General features: G+C 73.3%; 21 protein-coding genes, 2 tRNA genes, 1 other RNA gene and 1 riboswitch. Of the genes, 6 read left to right on the top strand and 18 right to left on the bottom strand.

Features of this window, described 5'->3' with window-relative positions:
* Positions 1-23 precede the first annotated feature (23 nt).
* Positions 24-2600 (bottom strand): DNA polymerase III subunit gamma and tau, encoded by a 2577-nt coding sequence (locus DMP17_RS28550; protein WP_337831118.1) that lies wholly within the window; start codon positions 2598-2600, stop codon positions 24-26.
* Positions 2601-2651: 51 nt separating this feature from the next.
* Positions 2652-2746: signal recognition particle sRNA small type (gene ffs / locus DMP17_RS28545), an RNA gene on the bottom strand.
* A gap of 80 nt (positions 2747-2826) precedes the next feature.
* On the opposite strand from ffs, the gene DMP17_RS28540 reads away from it, so the two are divergent.
* A tRNA-Ser gene (locus DMP17_RS28540) sits at positions 2827-2914 on the top strand.
* A gap of 74 nt (positions 2915-2988) precedes the next feature.
* Here DMP17_RS28540 and DMP17_RS28535 read toward each other — a convergent pair.
* Positions 2989-3510, bottom strand: coding sequence for a DinB family protein (locus DMP17_RS28535; protein ID WP_226354747.1), 522 nt, complete (start codon positions 3508-3510; stop codon positions 2989-2991).
* Positions 3511-3737: 227 nt separating this feature from the next.
* Here DMP17_RS28535 and DMP17_RS28530 point away from each other — a divergent pair, with 227 nt between their 5' ends.
* The 3 genes from DMP17_RS28530 (at position 3738) to DMP17_RS28520 (ending at position 6696) form a co-directional block, all read left to right on the top strand.
* The gene (locus DMP17_RS28530; RefSeq protein WP_226354746.1) at positions 3738-4739 is read left to right on the top strand and encodes a DUF418 domain-containing protein; all 1002 of its coding nucleotides are present in this window, start codon (positions 3738-3740) and stop codon (positions 4737-4739) included.
* Between the two features lie 119 nt (positions 4740-4858).
* The gene (locus DMP17_RS28525; protein ID WP_337831117.1) at positions 4859-5683 is read left to right on the top strand and encodes a CPBP family intramembrane glutamic endopeptidase; all 825 of its coding nucleotides are present in this window, start codon (positions 4859-4861) and stop codon (positions 5681-5683) included.
* Complete coding sequence (locus DMP17_RS28520) at positions 5683-6696, top strand: YdcF family protein (protein ID WP_337831116.1); 1014 nt, start codon at positions 5683-5685, stop codon at positions 6694-6696. Before DMP17_RS28525 ends, DMP17_RS28520 begins: the two co-directional genes overlap by 1 nt.
* Before the next feature lie 7 nt (positions 6697-6703).
* Here DMP17_RS28520 and DMP17_RS28515 read toward each other — a convergent pair whose 3' ends face one another.
* Genes DMP17_RS28515 through DMP17_RS28500 form a run of 4 tightly spaced genes read right to left on the bottom strand, consistent with a single transcriptional unit; the run spans position 6704 to position 9334 of the window.
* The gene (locus tag DMP17_RS28515; protein ID WP_337831115.1) at positions 6704-7342 is read right to left on the bottom strand and encodes a LysE family translocator; all 639 of its coding nucleotides are present in this window, start codon (positions 7340-7342) and stop codon (positions 6704-6706) included.
* Positions 7343-7365: 23 nt separating this feature from the next.
* Positions 7366-8613 carry an amidohydrolase family protein gene (locus tag DMP17_RS28510; protein WP_337831114.1) on the bottom strand — a complete coding sequence of 416 codons (1248 nt, stop codon included), beginning with the start codon at positions 8611-8613 and terminating at the stop codon, positions 7366-7368.
* A 59-nt stretch (positions 8614-8672) separates the two neighbouring features.
* The gene (locus DMP17_RS28505) at positions 8673-9041 is read right to left on the bottom strand and encodes a VOC family protein (RefSeq protein WP_337831113.1); all 369 of its coding nucleotides are present in this window, start codon (positions 9039-9041) and stop codon (positions 8673-8675) included.
* A gap of 35 nt (positions 9042-9076) precedes the next feature.
* A complete protein-coding gene (locus DMP17_RS28500) occupies positions 9077-9334 on the bottom strand; it encodes a hypothetical protein (RefSeq protein ID WP_226354740.1) in 258 nt (85 codons plus the stop codon).
* Positions 9335-9406: 72 nt separating this feature from the next.
* A riboswitch (guanidine-III (ykkC-III) riboswitch) is annotated at positions 9407-9473 on the top strand.
* A 20-nt stretch (positions 9474-9493) separates the two neighbouring features.
* On the opposite strand from DMP17_RS28500, the gene DMP17_RS28495 reads away from it, so the two are divergent.
* Complete coding sequence (locus tag DMP17_RS28495; protein WP_337831112.1) at positions 9494-9808, top strand: DMT family transporter; 315 nt, start codon at positions 9494-9496, stop codon at positions 9806-9808.
* A 65-nt stretch (positions 9809-9873) separates the two neighbouring features.
* Here the strand turns inward: DMP17_RS28495 and DMP17_RS28490 are convergent, their stop codons facing one another.
* The 10 genes from DMP17_RS28490 to DMP17_RS28445 all read right to left on the bottom strand — a co-directional run bounded on the left by DMP17_RS28490 (position 9874) and on the right by DMP17_RS28445 (position 18933).
* The gene (locus DMP17_RS28490; RefSeq protein WP_226354738.1) at positions 9874-10191 is read right to left on the bottom strand and encodes a hypothetical protein; all 318 of its coding nucleotides are present in this window, start codon (positions 10189-10191) and stop codon (positions 9874-9876) included.
* Positions 10192-10276: 85 nt separating this feature from the next.
* The gene (locus tag DMP17_RS28485; RefSeq protein ID WP_251783118.1) at positions 10277-10747 is read right to left on the bottom strand and encodes a (2Fe-2S)-binding protein; all 471 of its coding nucleotides are present in this window, start codon (positions 10745-10747) and stop codon (positions 10277-10279) included.
* 10 nt (positions 10748-10757) lie between these two features.
* A complete protein-coding gene (locus DMP17_RS28480) occupies positions 10758-13109 on the bottom strand; it encodes a molybdopterin cofactor-binding domain-containing protein (protein ID WP_337831111.1) in 2352 nt (783 codons plus the stop codon).
* 383 nt (positions 13110-13492) lie between these two features.
* On the bottom strand, positions 13493-13963 hold the full coding sequence (locus DMP17_RS28475) for a (2Fe-2S)-binding protein (protein ID WP_226354735.1): 471 nt from the start codon (positions 13961-13963) through the stop codon (positions 13493-13495).
* A gap of 10 nt (positions 13964-13973) precedes the next feature.
* A complete protein-coding gene (locus DMP17_RS28470; RefSeq protein ID WP_337831110.1) occupies positions 13974-16298 on the bottom strand; it encodes a molybdopterin cofactor-binding domain-containing protein in 2325 nt (774 codons plus the stop codon).
* A 249-nt stretch (positions 16299-16547) separates the two neighbouring features.
* Positions 16548-16934: a hypothetical protein gene (locus tag DMP17_RS28465; RefSeq protein ID WP_337831109.1), complete on the bottom strand. Its 387-nt coding sequence runs from the start codon at positions 16932-16934 to the stop codon at positions 16548-16550.
* Between the two features lie 163 nt (positions 16935-17097).
* Complete coding sequence (locus DMP17_RS28460) at positions 17098-17694, bottom strand: maleylpyruvate isomerase family mycothiol-dependent enzyme (RefSeq protein ID WP_337831108.1); 597 nt, start codon at positions 17692-17694, stop codon at positions 17098-17100.
* A 142-nt stretch (positions 17695-17836) separates the two neighbouring features.
* Positions 17837-17921, bottom strand: a tRNA-Ser gene (locus DMP17_RS28455).
* 21 nt (positions 17922-17942) lie between these two features.
* A complete protein-coding gene (locus tag DMP17_RS28450; RefSeq protein ID WP_337831107.1) occupies positions 17943-18416 on the bottom strand; it encodes a nucleoside deaminase in 474 nt (157 codons plus the stop codon).
* Between the two features lies 1 nt (position 18417).
* Positions 18418-18933 (bottom strand): tRNA adenosine deaminase-associated protein, encoded by a 516-nt coding sequence (locus DMP17_RS28445; protein WP_226354730.1) that lies wholly within the window; start codon positions 18931-18933, stop codon positions 18418-18420.
* A gap of 109 nt (positions 18934-19042) precedes the next feature.
* Between DMP17_RS28445 and DMP17_RS28440 the strand changes: the two genes are divergently transcribed.
* On the top strand, positions 19043-20254 hold the full coding sequence (locus DMP17_RS28440; protein ID WP_226368218.1) for a M20 metallopeptidase family protein: 1212 nt from the start codon (positions 19043-19045) through the stop codon (positions 20252-20254).
* Positions 20255-20318: 64 nt separating this feature from the next.
* Here DMP17_RS28440 and DMP17_RS28435 read toward each other — a convergent pair whose 3' ends face one another.
* The gene (locus DMP17_RS28435; protein ID WP_226354728.1) at positions 20319-20468 is read right to left on the bottom strand and encodes a hypothetical protein; all 150 of its coding nucleotides are present in this window, start codon (positions 20466-20468) and stop codon (positions 20319-20321) included.
* Position 20469 lies beyond the last annotated feature (1 nt).

Raw genomic sequence — 20469 nt, 5'->3', positions numbered from 1 at the left:
GGCCACCCCGCTCGGGCCGGGAGTCAGCGCGGGTCGATCGCGCGTGCCCCCAGGTGCGAGGTGAGGATCTCCAGCGCGGCGGCCTCGGGGTCGCGACGGGCACCCGGTGACGCCGCCTCGGCCGCGGCCTCGGCGAGCATGTCCTCCTCCTCGGCGGCCTGGTTCCGTACCGGGGCGGGTCGTGCACCCGGACCGTCGCCCCCCTGCGGTCCGGCATCACGAGGGTCCGGCGGTGCGTCCTCCGGCGGCGGCTCCGGCGGCAGCGGGACGTCGGAGTCCCCCGCGGGACGGCGGGTGGGCCGCCCGCCCTGCTCGCGCTGCGGGGCGTCGCGCTGGGAGGGGCGCTGCGGCACCGCCCGCTGCGCGCGTTCCGGTGTGGCGGCGCGACGCGCGGTCGCGGCCTCCCCGGTGTCGCAGTGGACCCGCCACTGGACCCCGAGGACGGCGCGCAGCGCATCGGCGATCACGTCGGTGTTGCGCGCCTCGGACAGCCGGCGGGCCAGCGGCGGGGCGCCGATCGCGAGGACCAGGGTGTCGCCGTCGACCGCCCGGACGGTGGCGTTGACCAGCAGCGCCTCGGTGCTGCGGCTGCGCTGGCGGACGGCGGCGAGGATCTCCGGCCAGACCCGGCGGACCGCCGTCGCGTCCAGCGACGACGCCGACGACACCGGCTGCGCCGACTCCGGCGGTACGGCGTCGGCGGGGGCGCCGTCGCGGGGCGGGGCGGGGCGACGGGGTGGGGCCTCCTGCGCGGCGGGCTCCTCGGCCCCGCCCGCTCCCGGCCCGTCCGCCGGTCGACCGTCCGCCGCCGGACCGTCCTCCCCGCTTCCGTCCGCCCGACGACCGCCCGCGCCCGGGCCGTCCTCCGGGGCCGGGCCGGCGGTCGCCGGAGCGCGTTCCGCGGAACGCTCCGCACCGGACTCCGTACCGGCGGAGGGAGCAGCGGGCCTGCCCGGGGACGCCGCCTCCGTCGCGGGCCCGCCCGGTCCGCATGGTCCGGTCGCCTCCTCGGCGTGGGGTGCCGGGGCGCCCGCCGGACGGTTTGACGCGGGGCCACGCCCGGAGGCCTCACCGCCCCGGTCCTGGGCGTCGCCGTCCCCGTCCTGGGGGCCGCCGCCCTGGTGCGCGCCGGGGGCTGCGGCCGGGGCGGTGGCCGTGGCCCGGCCGTCGTCGTCGCGTTCCGCGGAACGCGCCGCGCCCGCCTCCGACCGGGTCTGCTCGGGCTCCGGGGCGGCGGGTGCCGGGGCCGCGGCGTCCGGTGCGGGCTCGGCGGGCCGGGACGGTGCCGGGGCGGGCACGGCCATCGGGGCCCCGGCCTCGCGTTCCGCGGAACGCGACGGGGCACCGCCGGTCGGCTCCGAGCCGGCCGGGCGCTCGCTGGGCCGGACGAACCGCTTGGCGGCGGCGCCGTCGTCGGCCGGGCCGGCGGGGTCGGGCGCGATCGCGTTGCGCCGCTCGATGCGCTCCAGACGTTCGAGCAGCCCGCCGTCGGAGGTCGTGGCCGCCGGGAGCAGCATCCGCGAGACCAGGAGCTCCAGGAGCAGCCGCGGGGCGGTCGCCCCGCGCATCTCGATCAGGCCCTGGTGCAGGATCTCGCCGTAGCGGGTGAGGGTGGCCGGTCCGAGCCGGGCGGCCTGGTCGGCCATCCGGGACAGCTCGTCCGCGGCGCCGTCGACCAGCCCCTGCTCCGCGGCGTCCGGCACGGCCTGCACGAGCATCAGGTCGCGGAAGCGCTGCAGCAGGTCCGAGGCGAAGCGGCGGGGGTCGTGCCCGGCCTCGACGAGCCGGTCCACCGCGCCGTAGACGGCCGCGCCGTCGGCCGCGGCGAGCGCGTCGACGGTGTCGTCGATCAGGCCGGAGTCGGTCACCCCGAGCAGCGCGACCGCGCGCTCGTAGGTCACGCCCTGCGGCCCGGCGCCGGCGAGCAGCTGGTCCAGCACCGACAGCGTGTCCCGGGCCGAGCCGCCACCGGCCCGGATGACCAGCGGGAACACCGGCGGCGCGACGGTCACCTGCTCCTCGCCGCAGATCTTCTCCAGCAGCGCGCGCATCGTGCCGGGCGGGATCAGCCGGAACGGGTAGTGGTGGGTCCGCGACCGGATCGTCGGGAGCACCTTCTCCGGCTCCGTCGTCGCGAAGACGAAGACCAGGTGTTCCGGGGGCTCCTCGACGATCTTGAGCAGCGCGTTGAAGCCCTGGGTGGTGACCATGTGCGCCTCGTCGACGACGAACACGCGGTAGCGCGACTCGGCGGGCGCGTAGAACGCGCGGTCACGCAGCTCGCGCGCGTCCTCGACACCACCGTGGGACGCCGCGTCGAGCTCGACGACGTCGATGCTGCCCGACCCCTCCGGGGCGAGCGCGATGCACGAGTTGCAGACGCCGCACGGGTCCGGGGTCGGCCCCTGCTCGCAGTTCAACGAGCGCGCCAGGATGCGGGCCGAGGACGTCTTGCCGCAGCCCCGCGGCCCCGAGAACAGGTACGCGTGGTTGATCCGCCCCGCGGTGAGGGCGGTGGCCAGGGGCTCGGTGACGTGCTCCTGCCCCACGACGTCGGCCAGCTTGGCCGGGCGGTACTTGCGGTACAGAGCCAGAGCCACGAGGGGAAGGCTACCCAGGGGGTCCGACACTTCGGGGACCCGCTCGGAGACAGAAGGGGACCCCGCGCACCCGCCAGAGCCTGTTGACCCTTGCTGCCTTCCGGCCCTGGGGGAGTTCACAGGATGGACGCCGCACGGGGTCCACGGACAGTGTGCCACGGACGGCGCCGTCGGGCGGCGAGGGGGCCGCGTCGGATCGCCGAGGGCGTCGCGTAACCTCGTTCGCGGAGGATTCGCCTAGTGGCCTAGGGCGCACGCTTGGAAAGCGTGTTGGGAGCAATCCCTCACGGGTTCAAATCCCGTATCCTCCGCCAGCCTGAACAGGCAGAACGCCGGGCGGCTCCCACGCGGAGCCCCCGGCGCTCGGCCGGGGCCCGATGGCGCTCGTTCAGCCGGCGGCGCGGAGCAGGCGTAGCAGTCCGAGCTCGGCGACGTTCTTCGTCAGCTCGGTGTTCACCCAGGTCAGCGTGTCACCGACGGCCATGTCCGCACCCTCCTCCCACGGGAACGTCGCCCCGGCGGCGAGGTCGTCGTCGGTCAGGCCGTCCAGCACCGCCTTCCAGCCGTCGTGCAGCTCGCGCATCCAGGAGACCGTCGACGCGGCGTCGCCGGGCCACACCACCTCGGCGCGCTCCCGCGGCTGCCTGCCCCGGAGGTGGTCCGTCGTGACGGACCACCACCAGCCGATGTGCCAGGTGACCCAGGCGATCGTCGGCACGGGGACCGGGTCGGGCTCCGGCTCCGCCCAGTCCGGGAGCCACGTGCCGTCCTCGGACCGGCGCACGGTCCGGCACAGGCGTACCGGCTCCCAGAGGAGGTCGTCGTCGCCCAGCCGCTCGAGGTGGTGGTCGAACAGGGCCCAGATCAGGTCGAACTGGCGGTGCAGGAGATCGGTGCGGGTCCGCTGCATCGTCCGACCATCGCACCGGCGCACGCCGCGGTCACCCGGATTCGTGTGGCGTGCGGAAACCGGTCCGGCCTTCGACGCACCGTTCGTTCCGGTGCCGGACGACCGATGGCCCCTCCCCCACCGGACCGACCGGCAGCCGTCGCGCCCGGCCGAAAGTACGACCGCCGACGGTCGGAACGGGCCCGCAGGCCGATCCGCACACCCCGGACATCCGCCACGCTGCACAGATGCACCGAACAGACGTCCGCGCTCCCGCGCACCCGGAGGCCGTCGGCCCCGACCGGGTCGACGCCCTCGACGCGCTGCGCGGGCTGGCCCTGTGCGGGATCCTGCTGGTCAACATCCCGCCGCTCGCCGACATGCCGCCCGCGTCGGGTGCCTGGCACGGGTCCCTCCCCCAATGGCTGGAGCTCACGGCGCACCAGCGCTTCTTCCCCCTGTTCTCCTTCCTGTTCGGGCTCGGTACGGCCCTGTTCCTGGACGGCGCCGCCCGCCGGACCGCCCGTCCACGGCTCGTGCTGCTGCGCCGGCTGCTCGTACTCGGCGTGCTCGGTGCCGCCCATCAGCTCCTGCAGCCCGGTGAGGCACTGCTCCCGTACGCGATCGTCGGTCTCGTCGTGCTGCTGCCGGCCACCTGGCTGCCGCGGCCGGTCATCGCTCTCGGCGGGGCGGTGGCGACAGCCCTGGCACTCACGTTCACCAGTGGCGGGCTCCTGCTGGTCCCCGGCCTGTTCCTGCTGGGTCTCGCCGCCGCCCGCTACGGCCTGCACCGCCGGATGGCGGCACCGGACCGGGCCGTGTGGGCCGCCGTTCTCGCCGGGGCGGTCGTCGTCGCGGTGCCGCTGCTGAGCATCCAGGTCGACACGATCGGGAGCAGCGGATTCGACCAGGTGTCCGCCGTGACGGGCCTCGTGATGGCCGTCGGCTACGCCGCGGCGCTCGTCCTGCTGACCGGCTCCCCGGTCGGGCCGTGGGTCTCGTCGGTCCTCGCCCCGCTCGGGCGGCTCGCGCTGACCAACTACCTGTCGGCGACGCTGCTGGTCCTGCTGCTGACCGCGGTCCCGGCGTTCTCCGGCCCGGACGGGTACCGCGCCCTGCTGCCGGTCAGCGCGGCGATCCTGATGCTCCAGGTGGCCGGGAGCCGCTGGTGGGTGCGCCGCTTCCGGTACGGACCGGTGGAGTGGTTGTGGCGCAGCATCTCCTGGTGGTCACCCGCACGGATGACGTAGCCCCGCCGTCGTCACCCGGCGGGGGGAACTCTCCGCCGGGACCGGGCACGGGGGTCATGATCGGACACCCGCGGGGCGGGCGGACCTCGGACGCACGGCTACCACGACAGGAGTGACGGGTGACGAGACAGGACCATCTGCGCGAGGTCGACGGCCGCTGGAGACGTGCCTCGCTGGCGACCGTCGTCACCGTCGTCGCCTTGTTCGCGGGCCAGTTCCTCTGGCTGATGCTGGGCCCCCCGGCGGACCACACCTGGCTGTGGCGCAGTGTGGGTCTGGTCGTCCCGTTCGGCGTGTCGCTGATCCTGCTCGCGCTGTGGCTGCGGCTGCGTGAGAAGCGGGGGCTCTCGAGCCTCGGCGTCCCGGTGCGGAGGCCCGTCCCGGCGGTTCTGGGAGCAGGGGCGCTCGCCCTGGTGCTGCTCGTGATCAGCTCCGTCGTCGGATCCGTCGTGGGCGGCACCGGCGACGTCGCAGCGGACACCGGAGGGGATCCGGTGTCCCAGGGAGTGCTCGCGGTGGCCGTGATCCTGGTCGCCACCGCGTTGCAGTCGTCGACCGAGGAACTGCTGTTCCGTGGCTACCTGCTCGGTGCGGTGCGGACCGGCTTCGGCAGCGGCGTCGCGGTCGCCTTCAGCTCGCTCGTCTTCGGCCTGTGCCACTCGTTCAACGCCGACATCTCCGTCGTCTACGTCACGTCGACCGTCGCCCTGGGGGCGTTGCTGGGCATCATCTCGCTGGGCAGGGGAGGACTGTGGGCGGCGTGCGGCTTCCACACCGTCTGGAACCTGGTGCAGAACCTCGTCGCCGACCCGTCCGCCGGGTCCGACACCACCGGCTCGTCGTCGGCCGGCATCGCCGCCCTCCTCCTCCTCGTGTGCTGCGTCGGGATTGCGGCGTGGTTCCGTGTCCGTCACCCGGGCCCGGATCTGCCGACGACGGCCTGATGACGGCGGCGGGTGTCCTGTTCGGGCTCGCGGCGGTGTCGGCGGCCCTCTGCGTCGTCGGGATGCTCGTCGAACGACGGCGGTTCCGCAACGCCGTGCTCGGCGGGACTGCGGTAGCCCTCCTGCTGGCAGGGACGGTCGCCGGGCTCACCCGGCTCGACATGGCCGTCGTCGACGTCGCCACAGCGCTGCTGGCGACGCTGTTGATCGTCTGCGTACTGATCCTCACCGGATTTCTGCTCGTCAACGGCGTCGTGATGATGCGGCGGGAAGGACGTCGGCCGGGGAACCTGTTGTCGCTGCTCGCGGGGCTCGCCTGTCTCGCGATCGTCGTCCTCGTCCCCCTCACCGTGGTCGTCGACAACCGGTTCCTGACGACGCTGACCTACGTGGCGCTGCTGCTCGCGGCCTGGTTCGGGTTCCTGCTGTGCAGCCTGGTCGCCTACGCGTTCGTGTACGGACGGGTGGGTGTCCGTCCCGGGGTCGACTTCGTCGTCGTGCTCGGGTCGGGGCTCGTCCGCGGTGCAGTGCCACCGCTGCTCGCCGCCCGCCTGGACCGCGCGGTCGCCCTGTGGGAACGGGAGCGGGAACGGGGCGGGGCCCCGATGCTGGTGACCTCCGGTGGGCGCGGTCCCGACGAGCCGGTCGCCGAGGCCGTCGCGATGGCCGACTACCTCGTGGACCGCGGCGTGCCGTCGGAGAGGATCCTGCGGGAGGACCGGTCGAGGACGACGCGGGAGAACCTCGTGTTCAGCAGGGCGCTCATGACCGAGCGGCTGCCCGGCCACCGGTGCGTCGTCGTCACCAACGACTTCCACGCCTTCCGGGCCGCGCTCACCGCCCGCCGGGCCGGGGTGAACGGTCAGGTCGTCGGTTCCCCGACCGCCCGCTACTACCGGCCCAGCGCCACCCTGCGCGAGTTCGTCGCGATCCTCGCCGAGCATCCGGTCCTGAACGGCGTGATCTGTCTCGCGCTGGTGCTGCTGGGGGTCACGGTCGGCCTCGACCGGTAGCCGCCGGCTACTGCGACGACCCCGTCGCCGCCACCCCCACGCCGAGCCCGATCATCGCGAGCCCACCGGCACCGCCGACGGCCGCGATCCGTCTCGGCGAGGAGGCGAACCAGGCCCGGGCCGATCCGGCGGCGAGGGCCCACACGCTGTCGAGCACCAGGGCGATGGCGACGAAGAACGCCCCCAGCAGCAGGATCTGCGTGACGACCGGCCCGCGGGCGTCGACGAACTGGGGCAGGAACGCGACGAAGAAGACGACGGACTTCGGGTTCAGCACGCCGACCACCAGCCCGTCGACGACGCTGCGGGCCGGACCCACCCGCCGGGCGTCACCGGCCGAGCGCTGCATCGCGCGGACGACGTCGTGCCGGTGCCGGATCGCCGCGATCCCCAGGTACACCAGGTAGGCGGCACCCACCAGCTTCAGGACGGTGAACGCCGCGGCGGACTGTGCGACGAGGTGCCCGAGGCCCACCGCCACCGCGACCACCTGCAGGAAGACGCCGACGGCGTTGCCGACGACCGTCGCCAGCGCGGCGGACCGGCCGGCCGCGAGCGCACGGCCGACGGTGAACACGACGCTGGGTCCGGGGATGACGATGACGACGGCCGCGGCGGCGGCGAACGCGAGGAGTCGATGGTCCACGGCGGAAGCGTCCGCCGACCCGCCTACGGTGTCGAGCCCGTATCGGGCGCCGCCGCCGCGCGGGGGCGGCGCCGGACACGCGAACCGGAACGCCAGACGTCGACGATCGCCGTCGTGCAGGTGATGTCCACCGTGGGGTCACCGTCGACGAGGAGCAGGTCCGCGCGGGTCCCGGCCACGACGCGTCCCCGGTCGGTCAGCCCGAAGACCCCGGCCGGGGCGGCCGTCGCCGCGGTCAGGGCCTGGACCGGGGTCATCCCCGCCTCGACGAGCAGCGCCAGCTCGTGGTGCAGGCTGGCGCCGTGGGCAACGCCGAGGGTGCCCGCGTCGGTACCGGCCAGGATCGTGACTCCGCAGCCCAGCAGGGCCGTGACCGAGGCCCGTGACGCGGACGGGTCCGTCCGGGCACCCGGACCCAGCGGGAAGTTCCCGTCGAGGACGGTGAGCATGATCGTCGACATCCGGTCCAGATAGGGCGCGAGATCGGGCCGCACCGCGAGCTGCGGGCCCGCTCCGCAACCGCAGGCGGCGTCGCCGACCCCGAGCGTGGGGACGACGAACATGTCCCGCCCGGCGATGCGTGCGGCCAGCCCGGGGCCGACCGGCCGGTCCGCCGGGACGTGCGCGAGACCGTCCACACCGGCCTCCACGAGCAGCTCGACGTCGGCGAGCCCACCGGGGTGGGCGACGGTCAGCAGGCCGCGACGGTGCGCGGCCGTGACGAGCGCGGCGACCGTCGCCCGGTCCAGCGTGGGCCGGGGGTAGCCGAAGACCGCACCGTCGTCGACGACGATCTTGAGGTGGTCGCTGCCCTCCGCGACCCGGGCAGCGACGAAACCGTCGGCGTCGCCGCCCGGTGCGAGCGTCGGGAACGGCGGGTAGATGCCCTGGTCGACCAGGTGCGACGGGTGCCCGCCGGGCGCGGTGGCGCCGGTACCCGCCGAGCGCAGGTCGGCCATGTCGTCCCGGTACGAGGCCGCGCCGCGCAGGTCCCGGGCCACCGCCGGGTCGGCGAACATGTCGAGCTCGGTGGTGACGCCGAACAGCAGCGCCTGCTCCGGGCTGCCCGGGAAGACGTGGGTGTGGGCGTCGATCAGGCCCGGGAGCAGTGTCGCCCCCGCACCCTCGACGACCTGCTCGTCCGGTGCCGGCCGGAGACCCTCGCCCACCTCGGTGATCAGTCCGCCCGCGACACGGACCGAGTCGGCGGCGACGACGGCCCGGCCGTCGAACACGCGGACGTCGCGGATCAGGGTTCCGGGTTCCGTCACCGTCAGCACCTCGTCCTGTCCGGGCGGACGCGTCGACGACCGCCCGTCGTCCACACCGGTCACGGCCGCCGGTCCCCACCGTCGACGACGCAGAACCGGTTGCCCTCGGGGTCCTGCATGATCACGTAGTCGGCGTCGGCCGGCCGGTTGCCCCAAGGGACCTCCTGCGCGCCGAGGGCGACCAGGCGCCGGACCTCGGCCTGCTGGTCGTCGGCGTAGAGGTCCAGGTGGATGCGCGGCGGCAGGACCCGCTCGGACGGGGCGACGTCGAGCGAGACGTTCGGGCCGGGGCGGCCGTCGCCCGGGCGGAGGAGCACGAAGTCGTCGTCCGCGGGGGTGCACGCCTCGTAGCCGAGCGCCTCGGTCCAGAACCGGACCTGTCGTGCGAGGTCGGTGACGCGCAGGACGATCGAGCCGACGACCAGCATGCGACGACGGTAGCGGGATCGATGCGGCTCGAGCCTCAGCGCAGCCGGGAGATCAGCCGGAACACCAGCCACAGCAGCGCCGCTCCCCCGCAGACCAGGCCGATGCCGACCAGCACCGCTCCCAGGATCGGCCAGGTCAGGTCCGGACCGGGCGGGTCGGGGGCGCCGGGCGGGAGGTAGTACACGTACGGCTGGTCGTCCGGATCGGGCAGCACCCGGTCCAGCCAGGACGGCAGCAGCACCATCCCGCCGGTGAACAGGCACGACCCCGCGACGACGGCGAGCAGGCGCACCCGAGAAGGGTAGGCGGCGGTCCGACCGGTCACCATCACTCGACCCGGGCCCGGCGGTCCGCCATCCTGGTACCGGACCGCCCGCCCGGCGGCTCCCCGGACGAGACGCGCCGTACCCGGAACGCCAAGACGACGCATCCCTTCCGGGAGGAGCTCGTCATGGCATGGATCTACCTCGTGGTCTCCGGTGTGCTGGAGACGGTGTGGGCCGCGGCGCTGTCGCAGAGCCGCGGGTTCAGCAGGCTCGGCCCGTCGCTGCTGTTCGCGGGCGCGCTGGCCCTGAGCATGGGCGGGCTGGCCCTGGCGTTGCGCGACCTGCCGGTCGGCACCGCGTACGCCGTGTGGGTCGCCATCGGCGCGGTCGGCACCGCGCTCTACGGCATGGCCGCCCTCGGCGAGCCGGCGACGACGGCGCGGCTGTTGTGCCTGCTCGCGATCGTCGCCGGTGTGGTGGGGCTGAAGGTCCTGCACTGACCCCCGGTACGACGACGGGGCCGGCACCCCCGTGAGGAGCGCCGGCCCCGCCGTCTGGGAGCCCCTTACTCGAAGGGTCCGTCCTTCACCAGCCCGCCGGCCGGACCCTCGACGAAGCGCGGGTCAGGCTGCGGGATCTCGGTGTCGGTGCCGTTGACGCCGTCGGGCCGGTTGCTCGGCGAGAACGTGTCGGCGGCGTCGAGGAAGCTCGCCCCGAAGGTCCCGACGGTGGCTCCCACCGCGTCGAGGCCCTGGGTGGGGCTCTGTGTGCTGGGGTAGCCGTGACCCTCGTCGGTGTCGGCGGCGGCGATCCCGGCCAGCGGGAAAGCCACGGCCGCCAGGGCGCCGACGGCGATCAGCGAGCGTCGCATCCGGTTCTTCATCGAATCCGTCCTTCGGTAGCGGGGAGCAGACCGTTCACACTAACGGCCTAACACGATGCGGCATACGGAGCACGCCGCACCGGGCTCACATGTTGTCGGCGCCGGCCTTGATCGCCTCGCGGATGCGGTTGTAGGTACCGCACCGGCAGATGTTGCGGATCTCGTCCAGGGCGTCGTCGTCGATCGAGCGGCCCTCGGCCGAGCAGCGCTTGACCAGGTCGATCGCGGCCATGATCTGGCCCGGCTGGCAGTAGCCGCACTGCGCGACGTCGTTGTCGATCCAGGCCTGCTGCATCGGGTGCAGCTCCTCGCCCTTCGCGATCCCCTCGATGGTGGTGATCTCGTCGGACTCGGAGATGGCGCCGACCGGCACCGAGCAGGGGTTGAACGCCTTGCCGTTGATGTGGCTGGTGCAGGCCTTGCAGACGTTGATCCCGCAGCCGTACTTCGGACCGGTCACCCCGAGCAGGTCGCGCAGGACCCAGAGCACGCGGACGTCGTCCTCGACGTCGACGGTGACCTTCTCGCCGTTGACCGTGAAGGTGTGGGAAGGCATGTCAGTCCTCTCAGCGGGCGACGTCGAGGCCGTTGGTCGGCGACGGCGGGATCGGCGGGACGGTCGGGTACGGCTCGAACGGCAGCGGCTCGTTGTGCAGGATCGGGAACTCGGTCGGGACCTTCCCGGTCGCGCGGGCGTAGGCGCAGGCGATCGCGCCGCAGGTCGCGGCCACGCCGAACTCGCCGGCTCCGCCGGGCTCGGGGGACTCGGAATCCTCGATGAGGACGATGTTCATCTCCGGCGGGGTGTTCCACTGCCGGGTGTAGAAGTAGTTGTCCCAGCTGGCCTCGATGAAGTGCCCGTCGTCGAGGTGCAGGCCCGACGTCAGCGTCATCGCGATGCCGTCGTTGATGCCGCCCATCATCTGGGCCTCGTAGCCACGCGGGTTGATGATCAAGCCGGCGTCGACGACGTAGGTCACCTTCGTGACGCGCGGACCGGTGCGCGCGGAACGGATCTTCCGGTCCACGGTCTCGGGGCGGCAGTCGAGCTCGACGACGGCGCAGGCGACGCCCTTGTACTCGACGTGCATCGCGATGCCCTGGGCGGTGCCCTTCGGCATCGACTTGCCCCAGTCCGCCTCCTGGGCGGCCCGGTCGACGACGTTCTTCCAGCGGGTCAGCTTGGTGTAGGCGGACCGGAACTCGTACGGGTCCTTGCCCATCTTCTCCGCGACCCGGTCCACCATCAGCTCCCGCGCGGTCGCCGTGTCGGGCGAGTAGATGTTGCGCATCGAGCTGGTGTTGAACCGCATGTCGACCTCGTTGAGCAGCGAGGTCGCGACGCCGACGTTGTACGGGTTGGTCTGGGTGAGCACGTAGAGGCTCTGCGAGACCGTGTAGTTGCCGCCCGGGGCCTTCTGCGCCGCCGCGGTGATCGCCTCGCCGAGACCGGGGTTGCCCTCGGTGGCCACGCTGGTGTGACGGATCTCGAAGCTCGTGACGGTGTCCCCGCTGACCTGGGCCCGCACCCGGCTGGTGGCCATCGGGTGCACCCGGCCCTGACGGGAGTCGTCGGCGCGGGTCCACATCAGCTTGACCGGCTTGCCCATCAGCTGGGAGACCTCGGCGGCCTCCTCCGCGGCGTCGAAGAAGAGCTTGCGGCCGAAGGAACCGCCGCCCTGGGTGACGTGGAAGGTGACGGCGTTCTGCGGGATGCCGAGCTTCTTCGCGATCTCGGCCTGGGCCGCGATCGGGTTCTTCGCCGGGCCCCAGATCTCGGCGGTGCCGCCGCGGACGTCGGCGATCGCGCAGTTGGTCTCCAGCGAGGAGTTGCTGCGGAAGTAGAACGTGAAGTCGCCCTCGATCGTCTCACCGGGGACCTGGGGGACGGCCAGCGGCAGCTCGCCCTGGCGCAGCTTCTCCAGGACCGAGCGGTCGTTCTCGCCCTCGACGGTGCCACCGTCCCAGGAGACGTCGAGCGCGTTCGCGGCGTCGATCGCCTGGCCGAAGGTCTTCGCCCGCACCGCGACGCCGGTCGTCATCTCGACGACGTCGGTGACGCCCGGCATCCCACGGACCTCGTCGAGGTTGTTGGCGCCCTGCGGGGCCGAGTTCAGGTTCGGGCCGCGGCAGATCACGGTCGGCAGGGCGTCGGGGATCTGCAGGTCGGTGGCGAACTGCTTCTTGCCGGTGACCATGGCGCGCGCATCGGACTTGGTCCGCGGCGTCCCGATGACGGTGAACTGCTCGCGGTCCTTCAGCACGACGTCGACGGCCTCGTTCGCCGCGCTCGACGCCAGCTCGGTGAGCTCGCCGAACGGCAGCTCCTCACCGTTGTTGCCGGTGATGAGGCCCTGGCGGCTGCGCAGCACGTTCACGTCCTGGCGCAGCTCGTTCGCCGCGGCGTCGAGCAGGCGCTTCTGCGCCAGCGCGGCGGCCACCCGGATCGGGGTGTAGGTGGAGAAGGTCGTGCTCGACCCGGCGGTGAGCTGGTTGAACACCAGCTCGGGGCGCGCGTCGGCCTGGGTGACGATGACCTGGTCGGGGTCCAGGTTCATCTCCTCGGCGATGATCATCTGCGTCGAGGTGATGATGCCCTGACCGTTGTCGGACCGGGGCAGGGCGAAGGAGACGGTGCCGTCGCGGTTGACCTCGATGCGGATGAGGTTCGCGGTCGGGCGCATGGAGTCGCGCAGCGCGTCGAGCAGGTCGTACAGCTCGGCGGGCAGTGGCGGCGACGGAACCGCGGCCGCGTTGGCCTGCGGGACTCCGGGGAACCAGGTCTGGCGCCCGATCTCGGCCGCGACGACCAGCGTGGGGGCGGCGACCAGGTAGCCGAGGAACCGCCGGCGGCTGACGTTCTTGCGGCCGTCGCCGGACGCCGGGCGCTCGGGGGCGGTGGCGCTGTGAGCGGGCATCGTTGTCCTCTCCGAATGTGCTGCGGTGCACGACCCGATGCGACGTCCGGTGCGGGGAGCGGGGGACGGCTGCGGGGCATTCGGGCGATCAACGACGTGCCTGATTCGACGGATACGCGTCGGTACGCGCGCTACGTGTCATGGGAAATCCGCTGCCGGACCGTCGGAGATACCTTGATTGGCAGGTCAACGAGTTGGCGCTCAGGGTCCCCTTACCCGCAGATGCGGATGACTCGCCGCCGCAAAGTCCGCAGGATGAGGTTGCTCTACTGGGAGGGACACCACTCGTACGGGTGATCAGGTCGAGCCCGGCAGGCCCGGGACGGGTGCGCCACCGAGGGGAGTGCGCCCGCCGCCCGGACCCGTGCGGCGGGCGCTCGCCCTCACATCTTGTCGGCGCCGGCCTTGATCGCCTCGCGGATGCGGTTGTAGGTGCCGCACCGGCAGATGTTGCGGATCTCGTCCAGGGCCTCGTCGTCGATCGAGCGGCCCTCGGCCGAGCAGCGCTTCACCAGATCCACCGCGGCCATGATCTGGCCGGGCTGGCAGTACCCGCACTGGGCCACGTCGTTGTCGATCCAGGCCTGCTGCATCGGGTGCAGCTCCTCGCCCTTGGCCAGGCCCTCGATCGTCGTGATCTCGTCCGACTCCGACAGGGCACCCACCGGCACCGAGCACGGGTTGAACGCCTTGCCGTTGATGTGGCTCGTGCACGCCTTGCAGACGTTGATCCCGCAGCCGTACTTCGGACCGGTCACGCCCAGCAGGTCACGCAGGACCCAGAGCACCCGGACGTCGTCCTCGACGTCGACGGTGACCTTCTCGCCGTTGACCGTGAAGGTGTGGGAAGACATGTCGGGCTCCTCAGCGGGCGAAGTCGAGACCGTTGGTCGGCGACGGCGGGATCGGCGGGACGGTCGGGTACGGCTCGAACGGCAGCGGCTCGTGGTGCAGGATCGGGAAGTGGTCCGGCACCCGGCCGGTGGCCCGGGCGTAGGCGTTCGCGATGGCCCCGCAGGTCGGGGCGACGCCGAACTCACCGGCCCCGCCGGGCTCCGGCCGGCCGTTGTCGACCAGGTGGACCTGCAGGTCGAGCGGGGTGTTCCACTGCCGGGTGTAGAAGTAGTTGTCCCAGCTCGCCTCGACGAAGTGCCCGTCGACCAGGTGCAGGCCCGCGGTCAGCGTCATCGCGATCGCGTCGTTGATCCCGCCCATGATCTGGGCCTTGAAACCGAGCGGGTTGATGACCAGACCGCCGTCGACGGCGAAGACCGCCTTGGTCACGCGCGGACCGGTCCTCGCCTGGCGGACCTTCCGGTCCACGGTCTGCGGGCGGCAGTCGATCTCGACCAGGCAGGCGGCGAAGCCCTTGTACTCGACGTGGAACCCGATCCCCTGCGCGGTGCCGTCGGGCATCGACCGACCCCAGTCGCCCTCCTCCGCGACCCTGTCGAGCACGGCGCGCATGGCGTCGTTGCGGAGGAACTCGCGGCGGAACTCGTAGGAGTCCTTGCCCATCTTCTCGGCGATGCGGTCGACGATCAGGTCACGGGCGGTGCAGACGTCGGGCGAGTACACGTTGCGCATCGAGCCGGTGTTGAACCGCATGTCGACCTCGCTGAGCACCCGGGTCTGGGCACCGAAGTCGTACGGCGTGGCCTGGGTCAGCTCCCAGATCGACTCCGCGACCGAGAGCTGGCCGAGCGGGGCCTTCGCGGCGGCCGCGGTGACGGCGTCGCCGAAGCCGTGCCCGAAGTCGCAGGTGACGCCGGTGTGGCGCTGCTCGAAGCTGACGACGGACTCGCCGGAGACGACCGCCCGGATCCGGGAGGTGGCCATCGGGTGCACCCGGCCCTGGCGGGAGTCGTCGGCGCGCGACCAGATCAGCTTGACCGGCTTGCCGAGCTTCTGCGAGATCTCGGCGGCCTCCTTGGCCGCGTCGCCGAACAGCCGGCGGCCGAAGGAGCCGCCGCCCGGGACGATGTGGATGGTGACCGCGTTGACCGGCAGCCCGAGCTGCTCGGCGATGTCGTGCTGCACGGTGATCGGGATCTTCAGCGAGGTCCAGATCTCGCACCGGCCGTCCCGGACGTCGGCGATCGCGGTGTTGGTCTCCAGCGCCGAGCTGCTGCGGAAGTAGAAGGTGAAGTCGCCCTCGACGGTCTCCCCCGCCACCGACGGGACCGCCAGCGGCAGCTCGGCCGCCCGCACCTTCTGCAGCACCGACTCGTCGTTCTCGCCCTCGACGGTGCCGGCGTCCCACCGCACGCGAAGCGCGTTCACGCCGTCGACGGCCTGGCCGTAGGTGTGCGCGCGCACGGCGACGCCGGTGGCGCACTCGACGACGTCGGTGACGCCCGGCATGGAGCGCACCTCGTCGGCGTTGGCGACCGACACCGGGGCGCAGTTCAGGTTCGGGCCGCGGCAGATCACCGTCGGCAGCGCGTCGGGGATCCTCAGGTCGGCGATGAACTGCTTGCGGCCGGTGACGATGTCGTGGGCCTGGGCGTTGCGCCGGTCGGTCCCGATGACCGTGAACTCCTCGCGCGGCTTGAGCACGACCTCGACCGAGCGGGTGGCGTCGACGGCCGCGGCCTCGGTGAGCTCGCCGAACGGGATGGCGCTGCCCCCGGCGCCGGTGATGAGCCCGGCGCGGCTGGTGAGGGTGTCCGCGTCCTGCTGGAGGAGGGCGGCGGCCGCGTCCAGCAGCCGGCCCTTGGCGATCGCCGCGGCGACCCGGATCGGGGTGTAGGTCGAGAACGTCGTGCTGGAGCCGCCGGTGAGCTGGTTGAACACCAGCTCCGGGCGCGAGTCGGCCAGGGTGACCTTCACCTGGTCCGGGTCGAGGTCCATCTCCTCGGCGATGATCATCGCGGTCGAGGTGATGATCCCCTGCCCGTTGTCCGACCGCGGCAGCTGGAACGACACCGTGCCGTCCCGGTTCACCTCCACCCGGATCAGGGCCGAGGTCGGCCGGGAGGTGTCCCGGATGGCGTCGAGCAGGTCGTAGGTGTCGGCGAGCTGGGGCGGCGACGGGATGGCCGCGGCCGAGGCCCCCGGCGGGGCGAACAGCTGCTGGCGGCCGACCTCGGCGGCGACGACGAGGGTGGGGGCCGCGACCAGGTAGCCGAGGAATCGGCGACGGCTGACGTCACGGCGTCCGGTGCGTGCACGAGTCGGGGCAGACATCGTTGTCCTCTCCTTCGCTCCGTGGCCCTGGGGAGCGGCCGACGGAGTCCGTTGGAGAGCGGAACGAGAGGGCGGCCGTCGTGATGCGCCCGCCGATGTGACGTGCGGAACCCGGCGAGATCCGCACGACGTCGACGATCGGCAGGGACGTGTCCGCAGATGCGGGTCCGGTGTGTCTCACAGGTCCGAATCAGGAGGTTGCGTGCCGGATATTCCGTTCACCTGTTCGAGCGAGCATCACTACCAACTTCAGTGGGTACGGCGGCCGGCGCGCAGCAGCTTCACGAAGGTCCAGGGCAGTACGACCAGCGCACCCAGGACACCGGCGATCCCGGCGACGATGATCGCCCAGTGCCCGGCGCCCGGCTCCGGGGTCGCCGCGAGGCCCGCGACCAGCACCAGCGCCGGGACGGCGACGATCCCCGGCCACACCAGCGTGCCGAGCCACTTCTCCCCGACCGTCCAGGAGCGCCCGGTCCACAGCATCACGACTCCGGCGAGCCAGCCGACGACGGGCAGCACGAAGCCGCCGAGCATCAGCATCAGGACGGTGAGGACGGGGTACGCGTCCGGGTCGCCGGGGCGGGCGGGCTCCGGGGTCGCGTGGTCGTGCGGAGTGGTGGTCATCGTGGTCATCTCCTGCTCCTCGTGTCGGGGTGTGCACCCACTGTCGCTCCGGACCGGGGTCGGCCACATCGGAGCCGGGAATGATCCACGGCGTCGGACCACGGTCGGAGACGACCGGAGATCACTCCGCCCGTCACCGACCGCCCGGCCCCGTCCCGCGGTGCGCCGTCGGCTACGCGAGCCGGGCAGCGCCGGGGCCGGTGAGTGCCTCCTCGGGGACACGTCGGCCGCAGACCGCGGCGAGCAGGTAGGCCGCCCGGCCGCGTACCTCGGCGCCGTCGCCGCGTACCGGGCCGGTGTCGGTCGCGACCAGTCGCAACCCGTCGATCGTCGTCCCGAACGAGCGCAGGTGCTCCGGGCGCATCGACGCCAGCACGGTCGTCGCACGTTCCGGGGACACGTGCTCGAGGCGCCCCAGTGCGAGTGCGACGTCCAGGCCGTGGATCACGTCGTGCGAGAGCGCGCCGACCGGGCCACCGCCGGGTGGCGACCACGGGTCCTCGACGTGCGCGTCGAGACAGGCCAGCAGCTCGTCCGGGGTGAGTGCCGCCGCGTCGTCGCGCGCGGCGCGGTCGGCGAACCGGTCGAAGGACCCCCGCGCCCGCACCACACCGAGCAGCAACCGCGGGACCGACCAGCGGAACGGCATCGTCGTGTGGGCCAGGACGTCCCGCACCCGCCAGCCGGTGCAGAGCGACGGCACGTCCCACTCGTCGTCGGACAGGCCGGAGTAGAGGGTGACCTGGGCGCGGCGTTCGTCCGCCGCCATGGGGTGCACGGTTCGCATGCCGGTAGCGACCCGGCCCGGCCGCCGATCTCATCGGTGGGCCCCGGCGGCCCGGCTGCCACCGTCACCGCCACCGACGACAGAGGGCCGGACCCCCGACTCGGGGATCCGGCCCTCTGACCAGCGGTAGCGGTGGGATTTGAACCCACGGAGGCGTGAACCTCACGCGCTTTCGAGGCGCGCTCCTTCGGCCGCTCGGACACGCTACCGCCGACTAGGTTACAAGAAGCTCAGTCGCGGTCGGCGCACGGGGTCCGGCCGAAGAACTCGCGCATCAGGGTGGCCGCCTCACCTGCGCGGACCCCGCCGACGACCTCGGGACGGTGCGCGAGCCGCCGGTCGCGCAGCACGTCCCACAGCGAGCCCGCGGCGCCGGTCTTGGGCTCCCACGCCCCGAACACGACGCGCTCGACCCGGGCCAGCCCGATCGCGCCGGCGCACATGGTGCACGGCTCGACGGTCACGGCGAGGGTCGTCCCGGTCAGCCGCCACTCCCCCACGACGGCCGCGGCGGCGCGCAGGGCGAGCACCTCGGCGTGCGCGGTCGGGTCACCGGTGGCCTCGCGGGCGTTGCAGGCCGCGGCGAGCTCGGTGCCGTCGGCGGCGAACATGACCGCACCGATCGGGATGTCCCCGGTCGCCGCGGCACCGCGCGCGACGTCGAGGGCACGGCCCAGCGCGAGCCGGTCGGCCGGGCGGAACAACTCAGGAGCCGACGAGCTCGTCCAGCTGGACGGCGAACCCGCAGCGGCGGGCGATGGTGTCCAGCTGCTCGTCGGGGTAGAGCTCGAGGTCGGAGACGAGGATCTCCAGCTCGTCGGCGGGCAGGCCGAGGTCGGCCAGGATGCCGAGGTCGCCCTCCGGCCAGGCGTCGTCGAGGGCGTCGTCGTCCGGGGGGAGCTCGACGCGGAGCAGGTCGAGCACGTCCGCGGCGATGTCGTAGTCCAGCGCGGCGACGGCGTCGGAGATCAGCAGCCGCACCCCGCCCGCGGACGGGCGGAGGAGGACGAAGAACTCGTCGTCGACGTCGAGGAGGCCGAGCACCGCACCGGTGGAGCGCTGCGCGCGCAACGCGGTGATCGCCGCGTCGAGGTCCACGAGCGCCTCGGAATCCAGCCGGACACAGCGCCAACGGCCCTCCTCCCGGATCGCGGCGACCGCGAATCCGGGCAGGGCGGCGCCACGGGTGTCCGGGGCTGCCTCGACGCTCTGTGTGGCCACGCGCCAACGGTACGTCGCTCCGGGCTTGTGAGTCACGCCACGACCAGGTACGCGTGGTCACACCGGGCCCGCGGGCGCCGGACGGGCTCCGGTCAGCGACGATCGGTCCATGCCCATCACGCCCGCCTCGGTCGCGGGGCTCCCCGGCGGCCTGCTCGAGGCCGCCCGCGTCCTGCAGCCGCGGACGGTCGCGCTGCGCCGGGAGCTGCACCGGGCACCGGAGCTCGGACTGCACCTGCCCCGCACCCGGGACGCGGTCCTGCGGGCCCTCGACGGGCTGCCGCTGCGGATCCGCACGGGCGGGTCCTGCACCTCGGTGACCGCCGTCCTCGACGGCGACCGTCCCGGGCCGACGGTGCTCCTGCGGGGCGACATGGACGCGCTGCCGCTGTCCGAGGACACCGGACTGGACTTCGCCTCGGGCACCGCCGGCGCCATGCACGCCTGCGGGCACGACACCCACACCGCCATGCTCGCCTCGGCCGCGCGGCTGCTCGCGGACCGGCGGGACCGGATCGCCGGCCGGGTGGTGTTCATGTTCCAGCCGGGCGAGGAGGGGTTCCACGGCGCCCGGCACATGATCGACGAGGGCGTGCTCGACGAGGACCCCGAGCTGGCCTACGCCCTGCACATCACCTCGACGGTGCCGACGGGGCAGCTCCACCACCGGCCGGGCCCGATCATGGCGGCCGCGGACGTGCTGCGGGTCCGGGTGACCGGCCGCGGCGGGCACGCCTCGGCCCCGCAGGACGCCTGCGACCCGGTCCCCGCCGCCGCGGCGATGGTCGGCGGCCTGCAGACCCTGCTGACCCGCCGGGTCGGGCCGCAGGAGTCCGCGGTCCTCACGGTGTCCCGCATCGAGGCGGGCACCACCGACAACGTCATCCCGGAGACCGCGGAGCTGACCGGGACCCTGCGGACGTTGTCACAGCCGGTGCGCACGCTGCTGCACCGGGCGGTCACCGAGCACTGCCGGCACACCGCGCTGGCCTACGGCTGCACGGCCGAGGCGGAGATCGTCCCGGGCTACCCCGTCACCCGCAACGACGACCGCGCGACCGCCGGGCTGGTGCGCGTCGCGGAGAAGGTGCTCGGCCGCGGCGCCTGCGTCGCCATGCCGGACCCGCTGATGGGCTCGGAGGACTTCTCCTACGTGCTGGACCGGGTGCCGGGCTCGCTGGCCTTCCTGGGGGCGCGGCCGCCGTCGGTCGACCCGGCCCTCGCCCCGCCGAACCACTCGAACCGGGTGGTGTTCGACGAGGCCGCGTTCCCGGCGGGGGTCGCCGTCCACGCGGGTCTGGCGCTGGCCGCGACCGGCTGAGCCCCGCCCGGTACGCGACGGCGCCGCACCCCGTTGCGGGATGCGGCGCCGGGAGCGCGGACGCTCAGACGGTCTCCTCGACCTGCACGGCCGGGGCCACGCGGCCGTAGCCCTTCCAGTTGCGCTGGGCGTAGGCGGCCAGCGCGGAGGTGACCGCCAGGCCCACCCCCGTGCTCGCGATGATCGACAGGAAAACGGCGCTCGACACAGCCATG

The sequence above is a fragment of the Pseudonocardia sp. TMWB2A genome (assembly GCF_017312135.1).
This window is presented reverse-complemented; position numbering and strand designations above follow the sequence as displayed.

Bases quoted from the DNA above. Each gene is read 5' to 3' on its own strand.
- DMP17_RS28475 (WP_226354735.1), bottom strand. From the start codon at position 13,963: ATGTCTTCCCACACCTTCACGGTCAACGGCGAGAAGGTCACCGTCGAC.
- DMP17_RS28485 (WP_251783118.1), bottom strand. From the start codon at position 10,747: ATGCCTTCCCACACCTTCACGGTCAACGGCGAGAAGGTCACCGTCGAC.
- DMP17_RS28435 (WP_226354728.1), bottom strand. From the start codon at position 20,468: ATGGCTGTGTCGAGCGCCGTTTTCCTGTCGATCATCGCGAGCACGGGG.
- DMP17_RS28460 (WP_337831108.1), bottom strand. From the start codon at position 17,694: ATGGCGGCGGACGAACGCCGCGCCCAGGTCACCCTCTACTCCGGCCTG.
- DMP17_RS28520 (WP_337831116.1), top strand. From the start codon at position 5,683: ATGACGGCGGCGGGTGTCCTGTTCGGGCTCGCGGCGGTGTCGGCGGCC.
- DMP17_RS28535 (WP_226354747.1), bottom strand. From the start codon at position 3,510: ATGCAGCGGACCCGCACCGATCTCCTGCACCGCCAGTTCGACCTGATC.
- DMP17_RS28495 (WP_337831112.1), top strand. From the start codon at position 9,494: ATGGCATGGATCTACCTCGTGGTCTCCGGTGTGCTGGAGACGGTGTGG.
- DMP17_RS28480 (WP_337831111.1), bottom strand. From the start codon at position 13,109: ATGCCCGCTCACAGCGCCACCGCCCCCGAGCGCCCGGCGTCCGGCGAC.
- DMP17_RS28465 (WP_337831109.1), bottom strand. From the start codon at position 16,934: ATGACCACGATGACCACCACTCCGCACGACCACGCGACCCCGGAGCCC.
- DMP17_RS28470 (WP_337831110.1), bottom strand. From the start codon at position 16,298: ATGTCTGCCCCGACTCGTGCACGCACCGGACGCCGTGACGTCAGCCGT.
- DMP17_RS28490 (WP_226354738.1), bottom strand. From the start codon at position 10,191: ATGAAGAACCGGATGCGACGCTCGCTGATCGCCGTCGGCGCCCTGGCG.
- DMP17_RS28505 (WP_337831113.1), bottom strand. From the start codon at position 9,041: ATGCTGGTCGTCGGCTCGATCGTCCTGCGCGTCACCGACCTCGCACGA.
- DMP17_RS28440 (WP_226368218.1), top strand. From the start codon at position 19,043: ATGCCCATCACGCCCGCCTCGGTCGCGGGGCTCCCCGGCGGCCTGCTC.
- DMP17_RS28530 (WP_226354746.1), top strand. From the start codon at position 3,738: ATGCACCGAACAGACGTCCGCGCTCCCGCGCACCCGGAGGCCGTCGGC.